The 11,587-nt window shown below is 73.7% G+C and carries 9 protein-coding genes; 1 reads left to right on the forward strand and 8 read right to left on the reverse strand.

The genetic code is table 11. The features are described from left to right. Positions 1 to 30: 30 nt before the first annotated feature. The 7 genes from ACFUK0_RS18680 to ACFUK0_RS18710 form a co-directional block, all read right to left on the reverse strand. Positions 31 to 843, reverse strand: a complete 813-nt coding sequence (locus ACFUK0_RS18680; RefSeq protein WP_380251455.1) for a polysaccharide deacetylase family protein — start codon at positions 841 to 843, stop codon at positions 31 to 33. Continuing rightward, complete coding sequence (locus tag ACFUK0_RS18685; protein WP_380251457.1) at positions 840 to 1,796, reverse strand: glycosyltransferase family 2 protein; 957 nt, start codon at positions 1,794 to 1,796, stop codon at positions 840 to 842. Before ACFUK0_RS18685 ends, ACFUK0_RS18680 begins: the two co-directional genes overlap by 4 nt. Continuing rightward, positions 1,793 to 3,226 (reverse strand): lipopolysaccharide biosynthesis protein, encoded by a 1,434-nt coding sequence (locus ACFUK0_RS18690; RefSeq protein WP_380251459.1) that lies wholly within the window; start codon positions 3,224 to 3,226, stop codon positions 1,793 to 1,795. Before ACFUK0_RS18690 ends, ACFUK0_RS18685 begins: the two co-directional genes overlap by 4 nt. Then, positions 3,219 to 4,577 (reverse strand): glycosyltransferase, encoded by a 1,359-nt coding sequence (locus ACFUK0_RS18695; protein ID WP_380251461.1) that lies wholly within the window; start codon positions 4,575 to 4,577, stop codon positions 3,219 to 3,221. Before ACFUK0_RS18695 ends, ACFUK0_RS18690 begins: the two co-directional genes overlap by 8 nt. Continuing rightward, positions 4,577 to 5,452: a glycosyltransferase family 2 protein gene (locus ACFUK0_RS18700; RefSeq protein WP_380251463.1), complete on the reverse strand. Its 876-nt coding sequence runs from the start codon at positions 5,450 to 5,452 to the stop codon at positions 4,577 to 4,579. Before ACFUK0_RS18700 ends, ACFUK0_RS18695 begins: the two co-directional genes overlap by 1 nt. A 439-nt stretch (positions 5,453 to 5,891) precedes the next feature. Further along, positions 5,892 to 7,994 (reverse strand): putative bifunctional diguanylate cyclase/phosphodiesterase, encoded by a 2,103-nt coding sequence (locus ACFUK0_RS18705; RefSeq protein ID WP_380251465.1) that lies wholly within the window; start codon positions 7,992 to 7,994, stop codon positions 5,892 to 5,894. Next, on the reverse strand, positions 7,991 to 8,797 hold the full coding sequence (locus ACFUK0_RS18710) for an SAM-dependent methyltransferase (RefSeq protein ID WP_380251467.1): 807 nt from the start codon (positions 8,795 to 8,797) through the stop codon (positions 7,991 to 7,993). Before ACFUK0_RS18710 ends, ACFUK0_RS18705 begins: the two co-directional genes overlap by 4 nt. A gap of 188 nt (positions 8,798 to 8,985) precedes the next feature. Between ACFUK0_RS18710 and ACFUK0_RS18715 the strand changes: the two genes are divergently transcribed. Continuing rightward, positions 8,986 to 10,785 (forward strand): glycoside hydrolase family 15 protein, encoded by a 1,800-nt coding sequence (locus ACFUK0_RS18715; protein WP_380251469.1) that lies wholly within the window; start codon positions 8,986 to 8,988, stop codon positions 10,783 to 10,785. A gap of 83 nt (positions 10,786 to 10,868) precedes the next feature. On the opposite strand, the gene ACFUK0_RS18720 is transcribed toward ACFUK0_RS18715, so the two are convergent. Then, positions 10,869 to 11,587: cellulose binding domain-containing protein (locus ACFUK0_RS18720; protein ID WP_380251471.1), on the reverse strand; the 719-nt coding region annotated here is incomplete at its 5' end.

An 11,587-nucleotide genomic window follows, 5' to 3' on the forward strand; every position in this document is an offset into this window, starting at 1 on the left:
GCACCCGGGACGCACCGGCCGGCGGCGGGCTCAGCCGGCCGGCGGACCCCCGGCCGGCCGGCCCAGCGTGGCCGTCAGCCGACGGTAGGCGCGCCATCCCCTGGTGCGCAGACGCTCGGGGAAGGGGGCGACCGGGGCGCCGTGCCCCTCGGTCCAGTTCCGGAAGACCTCCGGCGGCGTGTCCGAGCGGACCATCAGGCGGGCGATCCGCAGCGGGTGGTCGGCGGTCGAGCTGAAGGCGTTGGCGACCGCGCAGGCCGACGTCCAGCCGGCCTTCTGCACCTGCCGCCGCACCCCGGCGCTGGAGTAGCCGTGCGGGTAGGCGAAGGAGAGCGCCTCGTGCCCGAGGCCGTCCTCCAGCTCGTGCTTGCATCCGGCGACCTCCTCCCAGACCCGGCGCGCGGGCAGGGTGTCGAGCTGCGGGTGGGTCCTGGTGTGGCCGCCGATCTCGATCCCGAAGGAGTCCAGCGCCGCGATCTGGCGCCAGTTCAGCATCGGCGCGCACGGCAGCAGGCTGCCGCGCGCGGGGCGCCCGGGGATGTGCACCGCCCCGGTGGTGACGAAGAGCGTGGCGGGCACGTCCCGCTCGGTGAGCAGCGGAGCCACCGTCCAGTAGAAGTCGGCGAAGCCGTCGTCGAAGGTGAGGACCGCACTGTGGTCGGGCAGGACCGGGCCGCCGCGCAGGGCGAGGACCAGCCGGCGCAGCGGGACGATGGTGAAGCCGCTGCCGATGATCCGGTCGAGCTGCTCGGCGAAGGTCCGCGGTGCCACGGTGTAGGGCGCGATCCAGCTGGGCGGGTCGTCGGCGATCGAGTGGTAGAGGAAGACCGGTACGACAGTCATGGCGCGCCTCCGCCGGACCGGGCCAGCGCGGCGTGCAGCTGCCCGGTGCCGTAGCCGAGTGTGGTGACCGCGACGCCGGCGGCCAGTGCGGCGGCCCTGCGCGGCCCTCCGCCGCCGGTGCGCAGCGCGCGCGCCACCGCCTGCGGCACCGTCGAACTCAGGTACCTGCGTTCGCTGGCCAGGCCGCGGCCCGGCCCGGCGAGGCGGGCGACGGCGGCCTTGGACAGCCCCTCGCCGTAGCAGCGGGCCCGGAAGTAGGCCCAGGTGGCCCGGGCGCCGGGGACGTGATGGGTGACGGCGGCGGCCGGCTCGTACCGCAGCCGGGCGTCCGGGTGCAGGACGGCCAGCCGCAGGCACAGCTCGGTCTCCTCGCACCCGAGCGGACGGGTGCCGACCCGGCCGAGGTCCGTCCGGAAGCCGCCCGCGGCGACCACTTCGAAGCGTCGGAAGGACATGTTCGCGCCGATGAAGTTCCTCACCGGCGATCCGTGTTCGGGCAGGCCGCGGTACGAGCAGCCGACCACCCAGTCGAACTCGGGCGGGAACCAGCGGGGCCGGCCGCTCTCCCAGCGGGCGCGTACCAGCCCGCCCACCCCGAGCACCGCCGGGTCGCGGTAGGCGGCCAGCAGGCAGGCCGTCCAGTCCGGGTCGGCGGCGGCGTCGTCGTCCAGGAAGGCGATCACGTCGCCGTGTGCGGCCGCCAGGCCGGTGTTGCGGGCCCCGGACAGGCCGCGGGTCTCGCGGTTGCCGACGATGCGGATGCCGGTGAACTCCCCGGCCGCGCGTTCTGCGAGGTCCGGGCAGTGGTCGACGACCAGCAGGATCTCGTCGGGCGGGCGGTCCTGGGCGTGCAGGGAGCCGATCGCGGCACACAGGTCGTCCCAGCGGGCGAGGGTGTACGCGCAGACGACGACGGTCAGGCTCGGGTCGGCCCGGTCGCTTCGGGCGTTCATCGCGGACTCCTATCGGCAGGCGCGGGCCGGACGGCCGGCGCGCCGGGTGCGGCTGTGGCGGGGGCCGCCTTGACGGGCGCTCCCAGCCATCGGCGCAGGGTGAACAGCAGCGGCACCGCGAGCACGCTCTCGGCCAGCAGCCAGGCCGCGCCCACCCCGGTGACGCCCATGACGGGGATCAGCCAGAGGGTCAGCGCCAGCACCAGGACGCAGAGTCCGCCCTGAAGGACCACCACCCGGCGCATCCGGCGCTGTGCGCGGGCCACGTCGATGGCCACCCCGACCAGCAGGTTGGGCAGCGCGGAGAGCGCCAGCAGCCGCAGCAGGGCGGTGCCGTGCTCGGCGTAGTCGACGCCGAAGAGCCTGAGCAGCCAGGGCGCGGCGACGACGGTCACCACGACGCCCGCGCCGATCAGCGCGCCCGCGTTGCGCAGCACCCGGCGGGCGTGCTCGGCGAGTTTGGACGGGTCGCGCGCGGCCTCCACGATCAGCGAGCTGCCCATGTTGAGGGCGGCCAGGTAGAAGGTGTACGCGATGACCCAGGCGAGCGAGAAGTAGGCGTTCTGCTCGGCCCCGAGGCGGCCGAGGACGAACAGCGGCACCAGGCTGTAGGCGGCGAGCCGGAACAGCGAGCCGACGTAGTCGGCGGCCGCGTAGCGCACCATCCGCGGCGGGGGCACCCCGTCGCGGTCCGCGCGCTGGTGGGCGGGGACGGCCCGGCGGAACAGGAACGCGTTGGTGACGGCCAGCGAGACGACCAGCGCCGCACTCCAGGACAGCAGGATGCCGGAGTTCAGGGCCCAGATCGCGAAGGCGGCCAGCAGGACGGCCTTGCAGACGGAGAAGAGGGTGTTCTCGGCGAGCACCCAGTGGGCCCGGCGCAGGCCGGTGAGCGCTCCGTCCTGGAGGACGAAGAGGGTGTAGCCGATCGTGGCGGCGATGAAGCTGCCCGCGACGACGGGATCGCGCAGGAACCCGAGGGCCGGCGCCAGCGTGGGGATCAGGACCAGGAAGACCACCGCCGCGACGGCGCTGGTGGTGGTGCTGAGGCCGTAGCAGCGCAGCACGACCCGCCGGGTGTGCCGGCCGGCGGTCGGCACGAACCTGACCAGGACGTCGCCCAGGTTGAGCTGGCCGATCCCGGAGAGCAGGGCCGCGGCCGACAGGGCCGCGTAGCTGCGGCCCACCGCGTCGGCGCTGTACCAGCGGGTGGCGAGGATCCAGAAGACCATGCCGAGGGCCGCGGTGACGAGCGAACTCAGCGTCAGCACGTGGCCGTTGCGCAGCAGCGGATCTCCCGCCAGCAGGGCCCGCAGGCGGGCCCGCAGCAGTGTGGTGTAGGAGCACTGGCAGGGCAGCGGGAGCGGGCACGGGCAGGTACCGGCCGGGATCCGCCGGGGGGAGGCGGTGCGGATGGACACCTCACTCACCCCTGAGCGCGTAGTGCCGGGTGCGGCGCAGGCTGCGCAGGTAGCCCAGCGGGCCGTACAGCATGCCGCCGGCCTCCAGCAGCGCGAGGCTCCGGGAGCGGGCCCCGTCGGCGCCGGCCCGCCCGTTGGCCTGGGCAGCGGCACGGCGGATACCCCGGGGTATCCGCCGTACCAGTGCGGGGAGCATCCGCGGCTCCCCGGCCGCGGCGGCCGCGAGGTATGCGCCGAGGCCCGCTCCGTAGCCGTACACCTGGGCCCGTAGGGCCTTCAGGGAGTTGCGATGGCGGTGCCAGACGATCGCGCCCGGCCGGTAGGCCAGCACGTACCCGTTGGCGACCACCCGGAAGAAGGCCAGCAGGTCGTCCCCGCCGTGGGCGGGGGTGCCGGTGCCGGTGGACAGGTCGAAGCCGCCGAGGGCGCGCAGCAGGTCCGTCCGGAAGGCCATGTTGGCGCCGGACCCGAACCGGCCCGCGGTGAAGGGGAACAGCGGGTCGGCGGGCGGCTCCTTCAGGGACCACTGCTTGGCGGTGAATCCCTTGTCGTAGCCGCCGTGGTGCTGGAGGGCGGCCTGCGCCGCGGTCTCCAGCTCCGCGGGCAGGATGAGCCCGGTGACGCAGCCGACCTCCGGGTTCTCGGCGAAGGCCTGGGCGATCTCGGCGGGCCAGCGGCGGTCCACCAGCGTGTCGTCGTCGGCGAAGGCGACGATCCCGGCGTGGGCTGCGGCCAGGCCCAGGTTGTGGGCCCGCGCGACGCCCGCCACCGGCTCGCGCAGGTAGCGGATCCGGCCCGCGTACCGCCCGCGGACGAGCCGTTCGGCGGCGTCGTCCGCCGGGGCGTTGTCCACGACGATGATCTCCAGGCCGGGGTAGCCGGTCCGCAGCAGGGAGTCCAGGCACTGGCCGAGCATGGCCTCCCGGTTGTGGGTGGCGACGATGACGCTGATCGGCGGGAGGCCCGCGGGCACCCGGGCGCGCCCGGCCCGACCCGGGGGCGCCACGGGTGTCGCGGTGGCTGAGGTGGCTGAGGTGGTGACCGGGGCGGCGTCGGCCGGGGTCCGGTCGGATCGGGCGGGAACGCGCAGCTCGCGATGAGCGGCATCGACCAGCGCCCGGCGCAGTCCGACAGGATCGCCGGGCGTTCCGGTGGCGTTCACCAAGCCGAGCGGGTGTCCGTGCAGTCGCACCAACGCCAACACGCGGCCGTCCGGGTCGACGGTGCCGGGGCCTCCCGGCGGGCGCAGCCCGCTCGGTTCGTCCAGGTCCAGTTCGACGATCCTGACAGGGGTGTAGAGCGAGTCGCGGGCGGCGGGGCAGGGGCAGGCAGCTGCGGTGCGCCGGTCGGGGCCTTTCATCATCGCTCCCCCGGGACGGCGGCGGCAGTGGCGGACCGGGCGCCGGGGCGCTCGGACACCAGCGTCCGCAACACCCGCCGGCCGTCGGAGACGGCGTGCAGGTGGGAGCGGCCACTGCGACGGGGAAGTTCGAGGCTCGGCACTTCGGCGATCCGCAGGCCGGAGCGCAGAGCGTGGGTGATCATCTCGGCCTCGATCTCGAAGCCGGAGGAGCGCAGGTCGAGGGTCTTGAGGAAGTCGCGGCGGAAGGCGCAGTACCCGTAGCAGAGGTCGGTCAGGGTCGCGTCGTACAGCCGGTTGACGACGGCCAGCAGGGCGCGGTTGCCGAGCGAGCGCACCTTGGTGAGGTCGAGCGAGCCGCCGCCGGCGATGCACCGCGAGCCCTTGACGAAGTCGTAGCCGTTGTCGAGGAAGTGCAGGAAGTGCGGGATCTCGCCGGGCCACATGGAGCCGTCGGCGTCGATCATCACGATGTACTCGCCGGTGGCGGCGGCGAAGCCGGTGCGCAGGGCGTTGCCCTTGCCGGGTGCGCTCTGCTTCACGCTGCGGACGGTGGGCAGGCAGTGCCGGGCGACCGTCACGGTGGCGTCGGCGGAGGAACCGTCGACCAGGACGACCTCGTCCACGCAGCGCGGGATCTGCTCGAACACCCAGGGGATGTTGCGGGCCTCGTCCCGGGCGGGGACGACCAGGCTGACGGTGTGCGTGGTGGCGACGATGTCGCCGGTCCGGCGCATCGGACGCCGGGCGGTCACCGGGTCGCTGGCGCGGCGCATCGGCGGCCTGCTGGTCACCCGGTCGCTCGCGCGGCGCATCGGCGGCCGGGCGTCGCGATCGCCGTTCGGGAGGTCATGGGGGGGCACGGTGATGCTCATCGAAGGCTGCCTCTCGGGAGGCCGCGGGCACACCGGTGTGACGGTGCGCCCCTGGTGGCGGGGCGGGCTCCTGCTGCGGCGCGGCGTCGGACGTGCTGCCGCCGGCGGCAGGGCGACGGGCCCCGGGACGGGACCGGGTGGACGGGACCGGGCGGCGTGCGGTCACGTGGTGTGCCGCGGGCGGCGGTTCGCGGGCCGTGTTTCGCGGGGTGCGGGCCACGGGCGGTGAGTCACCGGGTGCCGGTCCGTCGTGGGCGCCTGAGGCGCCGGTACTGCGCGGGCGCCGAAGGCGCCGAGTCCTTCAACTGGCCAATGTGCTCTCCGCACGGAGTGCGGTGCCAGGGCCCCATCGTGCCCACGGGGGCTCCCGCATGTCAAGGCATTTGGGGTGCTTTGTCCGAATTAAAGACCGGTCGGATGTCCGGCCCGCGGGGCGGGGTCACATCACCGGGCCGCCCTCGGCGATCCGCCGGGCGATCTCCCCGGGCCGCACCGGCCGGCCGAAGTGCCAGCCCTGCGCCCAGTCGCAGCCGATCTCGCGCAGCCGGGCCGCGTCACCACCGGTCTCCACGCCCTCCGCCGTCACGGTCAGGCCGAGCGTGTGCGCAAGGGACACCAGGCCGCTGACGATCCGCCAGCCGGTGTGCTCGTCCTTGCGCGGGTCGTGCAGGTCGCCGACGAAGGAGCCGGCGATCTTCAGCCCCGAGACCGGCAGGTCACGCAGGTAGGCCAGGTTCGACCAGCCGGTGCCGAAGTCGTCGATGGCCAGCGAGACGCCCATCCCGACCAGCTTGTGCAGGGTCTTCAGGGCCTCGTCCTCGGGCCCGACCACGGTGCTCTCGGTGATCTCCAGCTGCAGGCGGCGCGGATCCAGCCCGGTGGTCTGCAGGATCCGGCCGACGTCGCCCACCAGGCCCGCGTTGCGCGCCTGACGGACCGCCAGGTTGACGTTCATCTGCGGCGCCGCGTCCCCGAACCGGCGCACCCAGTCGGCCGCCTGACCGCAGGCCTGCTCCAGCACCCAGCGGCCCAGCGGCATGATCAGGCCGGTCTCCTCGGCCGTCGCGACGAACTCGTCCGGCCCCAGCACGCCCAGCTGCGGGTGGCGCCAGCGCACCAGCGCCTCGACGGCCGCGAGCGAGCCGTCGGCGAGCGCGTGCAGCGGCTGGTAGTCGATGAAGAACTCGCCGCGGTCCAGGGCCGCCGGCATCCGCACCGACACCGCGTACCGGCTGACCGCGCGCGCCGTCTCCTTGGGGTCGAACAGCGTCCACCGCCCGCGCCCCGCCTCCTTGGCGCGGTAGAGCGTCAGGTCGGCCGCCCGTACCGCCGCACCCGGGGAGGTGGTGGCGACCCGGCGCTCCAGGACGCCGACGCTCGCGCCGACGGCCAGCTTGTGGTCGCCGATGAGCACCGGGCCGTCCAGCGCGTTCAGCACGGTCTTGGCCGCGGCGACGGCCTCCTGCTCGCCGCGGCAGTTCTCCAGCAGCACCACGAACTCGTCGCCGCCGAGCCGCGCCACCAGGTGGCCGAGCGGGGTCAGCGCGGCCTTCAGCCGGTCGGCCACGGCGGCGAGCAGCTGGTCGCCGGTCTCGTGGCCGAGGCTGTCGTTGACCACCTTGAAGCCGTCCAGGTCGACGTAGCAGAGCCCGAAACGGGCCTCCGGCTCCGGGTCCTCGAAGATCTTCTCCAGCCGCTCGAAGAAGGCCGCCCGGTTGGGCAGCCCGGTGAGCGAGTCGTGGGTGGCCTGGTGGCGCAGCCGCTCCTGCCGGCGGTAGCGGTCGGTGATGTCCTCCAGCATCGCCACCTGGTACTGCGGCGAGCCGTCGTCGTCCCGGATCAGCGAGACCGTCAGCTGGGTCCAGACCACCTCGCCGTCGCGGCGGTAGTACGGCTTGTCGAACTGGAGGTACTCGCGCTTGCCGGAGATCAGCTCCTCGTACGCCTCCCACACGCCGGGGGTGTCCTCGGGGTGCACCAGTTCGTTGACCTTGTGGCCCTGGAGGTCCTCGGGGCGGGCGCCGAAGATGTCCTGGAGGGCCTTGTTGACCGCCAGGATGTTCCCGTCGGTGTCGCCGATGCCGATGCCGATGGCCGCGCTCTCGAACAGGGCGCGGAACCTGGCCTCGGACGCCCGCAGGGCCTTCTCCGCGTCCAGCCGGGCGGCGTCGGCGGCCGTCCGGATCGCCTCCTGCTCACGCAGGGTGCGCTCACGCAGGGCGCCGGCCCAGCCCGCCGCGAAGGCGCCGCAGAGCGCCGGGCCGCGCCCGTCCGAGTCGGGCTGCTCGTGCAGCAGCCCGACCGCGCGGGCCAGCACCGAGGGATCGGTGAAGTGCGCGTCCACCAGCAGGGCGCCGGCCTGCTCGGCGTAGGACGCCTCGAACGGCTGGTCGCGCTGGGCCCGGTGCAGCAGCGCGGCCGTCCGCGAGACCAGGCGGCGCAGGATGCCGGGGTGCACGGCCGCACCGTGCCCGGCCGCCAGCAGCCCGGCCCAGGACTCGTGGAACCTGGCCGCGACGGCGTCCGCCGGGTCGGCAGTCACGGACGGAGCCCTACACCCGCCATGCCGGTCATCCGCTCCGGGTGCTCCCCGACGGCCTGGGGGTTCTCCGGGCGCCACTCGGGCAGGTAGACCACGCCCGGATCGATCAGCTCGAAGCCGTCGAAGAGCGAGGTGATCTGCTCCTTGGTACGCATCGTCAGCGGCGTCGGAGTCGACTTGTAGAGCTTCTGGTGGTCCTCCGCCTGGTCGGGGCGTCCCTCCAGCGAGGCGTGCGACAGCGCCAGCGCGCTGCCGGGCGGCAGCGCGTCGCGGATCGCCGCCACCGCGCCCTTCGGGTCCTCCTCGTCCGTGACGAAGTGCACCACCGCGACCAGCAGCACCGCGACCGGCTCGCCGGGCGCCAGCAGGGCCTGCACCTCGGGGCGGGCCAGGATGTCCTGCGGGTCGCGCAGGTCGGCCTGGACGACGTGGGAGAGCGGGTCGTGCTCCAGCAGCAGCCGGCTGTGCGCGACCGCGACCGGGTCGCGGTCGACGTAGACCACCTCGGCGCCGGGGCGGATCGCCCGCGCGACCTCGTGCACCGCGCCGAAGGTCGGAATGCCGGAGCCGATGTCCAGGAAGCGCGAGAATCCCGCCTCCGCCAGGTGCTGCACCGCACGGCGCAGGAAGGCACGGTTGGACCGCATGATCATCGGCAGGTCGGGCCACAGCGCCATGGCCTTGCGGGCCATTTCGCGGTCCACCTCGAAGTTGTGCGATCCGCCGAGATAATAGTCGTAGACCCTGGCCGCGTTCGGCTTGTCAAGATCTGTTCCAGCCGGTACCCAGTCCGGTCGCCGCATGACGGTACCCCTTATTTTCCCGGCTTTATCCGGATCTGCGGATACAACAATGCACAGAAGATCATCCTCCGCGCGCCGGACGCATGCAACTGCAGCTTTCCCGCATTCCAGGGACCACCGAGGCCGCTGGGGCCACCGCAGCCACGCCTGATCTGCCGGGCCGACCGGAGGGCCGGATAATAGCACTGATGGCTGGACGAATAGAGGACTACGCCCTGATCGGCGACCTGCAGACGGCCGCCCTGGTCGGACGGGACGGCTCGGTCGACTGGCTCTGCCTGCCCCGCTTCGACTCCCCCAGCTGCTTCGCCGCCCTGCTCGGCGGACCGCAGCACGGCAGCTGGCGGCTCGCCCCGGCCGGCGCCGGGCCGTGCACCACCCGCAGCTACCGGGGCGACAGCCTGGTCCTGGACTCCGAATGGCGGACCGCCACCGGCGCCGTCCGGGTCACCGACTTCATGCCGCAGCGCGACCGCGCCCCCCACCTGGTGCGGATAGTCGAGGGCCTGGAGGGCAGCGTCGACATGCGCGGCGAACTGCGGCTGCGCTTCAACTACGGCCGCATCGACCCCTGGGTGCGCCGCACCGGGCACCACCGGATCGCCGTCGCCGGGCCCGACTCCGCCTGGCTGCGCGTCCCGCCCGGCGTGCACACCTACGGCACCGACGGCACCACCGCCTCGGACTTCACGATCGGCGCCGGGCAGCAGGCGGCCTTCGTCCTCACCTGGCAGCCCTCCCACCTGCACAACACCCCGCGGATCGAGCCCGCCACCGCGCTCCCCGACACCCTGCGCCGCTGGCAGGACTGGGCCGCGCACTGCCACTACCGGGGCGAATGGCGCGAGCCCGTCCTGCGCTCGCTGATCACCCTCAAGGCCCTCGCCTACGCCCCGACCGGCGGCATCGTCGCCGCCCCGACCGCCGCACTGCCCGAACGGATCGGCGGCGAACGCAACTGGGACTACCGGTTCTGCTGGCTGCGCGACTCCAGCATGACGCTCTCCGCCCTGCTGCGCGGCGGGTTCCGCGAGGAGGCCGCCGCCTGGCGGCACTGGCTGCTGCGGGCCATCGCCGGCGACCCGCGCGACCTGCAGACGATGTACGGGGTCGCGGGCGAACGGGTGGTGACCGAGACGGTGGCCGGCTGGCTGCCCGGCTACGAGGGCTCCCGGCCGGTGCGGTTCGGCAACGCCGCCGTCGGGCAGTTACAACTCGACGTGTACGGCGAGGTGGTGGACACCCTGCACCTGGCGCTGCTGGCCGGCATCCCGATGGAGCGCCACGTCTGGAGCCTGCTGCGGTCGCTGATGGAGTACCTCGAACAGCACTGGCAGGAGCCCGACGAGGGGCTGTGGGAGATCCGCAGCGGGCGCCGGCACTTCGTCCACTCCAAGGTGATGGCCTGGGTCGCCGCGGACCGCGCCGTCCGGATGGCCGAGGCCACCGGGCTGCCCGCACCCGTCGACCGCTGGCGCGCGATGCGCTCCGCCGTGCACGCCGACGTCTGCGCCAACGGGTACGACCGGCGCCGCGGCATCTTCGTCCAGCACTACGGCGGAAGGGAGTTGGACGCGGCGACGCTGTTCGTGGCGAAGAGCGGCTTCCTCCCGTCGGACGACCCGCGGGTGGTGCGGACGGTGGACGCCGTCCGCGACGGCCTGGACCACGGCGGCTTCGTCCGGCGCTACGACGGCCACCGGACGCCGCCCGGAACGGACTCCCCGGACGGCCTGCCCGGCGGCGAAGGGGCCTTCCTGGCCTGCTCGTTCTGGCTGGCCGACGCCCTGGCCGCGACCGGCCGCCGGCAGGAGGCCCGGGAGCTCTTCACCCGGGTGGTCGGCCTGGCCAACGACCTCGGGCTGCTCGCGGAGGAGTGGGACCCGCGGGCGGGGCGCCAACTTGGCAACATGCCGCAGGCGTTCACGCACGTCGCGCTGGTGAACACCGCCTTCACGCTGGCCGAGCCGGCGCCCGCCGCACCGTAGGGCCGGGCACACGAGTACGTCCGGCCGGCCCCTGGAGCGGGGGCCGGCCGGACGGCTCTAGTGGTGGTTCAACTCGCTCTGGTTCAGCTGGTGGTGCAGGTGAGCGTCGGCACGGCGTTGGTGCCCGAGTAGCTGCCGCCGAAGCCGAAGCTGGTGGTGGCACCGGCGCCGAGGCCGCCGTTGTAGCCCGCGTCGATCACGCTGACAGCGGCACCGGTCTGGGTCTTGACACCGTTCCACAGGTTGGTGACCTGCTGGTTGCCACCGAAGTTCCAGGTGACCTTCCAGTGGCTGCTGGCGGTGGTGCCGGTGTTGGTGACGTTGACGTTGGCGTTGAAGCCCGCGCCCCAGTCGTTGGTGATGGAGTAGACCGCGGTGCAGCCCGCGCTGCCGGTGCCACCGCTGGTGGCGGTGGTGACGGTGACGCTGTTGGAGGCCGCCGAGACGTTGCCCGCCAGGTCACGCGCCTTCACGGTGTAGCTGTACGCCGTGGCGGCGGTCAGGCCGCTGTCGGTGTAGGTGGTCGCACCGGTGGTGGAGCCGACCTTGGTGGCGCCGCGGTAGACGTCGTAGCCCGTCACGCCGACGTTGTCGGTCGAGGCGGTCCAGGAGAGCGAGACGCTCGACGAGGTGGTGCCGGTCGAGACCAGACCCGACGGGGCGGTCGGGGCGACGGTGTCGCTCGGGGCCGCGGTCGTGGTGGCCGAGACGCTGTTGGAGGCCGCCGAGACGTTGCCCGCCAGGTCACGCGCCTTCACGGTGTAGCTGTACGCCGTGGCGGCGGTCAGGCCGCTGTCGGTGT

The organism is Kitasatospora sp. NPDC057223, from assembly GCF_042669755.1.
Lineage (GTDB): Bacteria > Actinomycetota > Actinomycetes > Streptomycetales > Streptomycetaceae > Kitasatospora.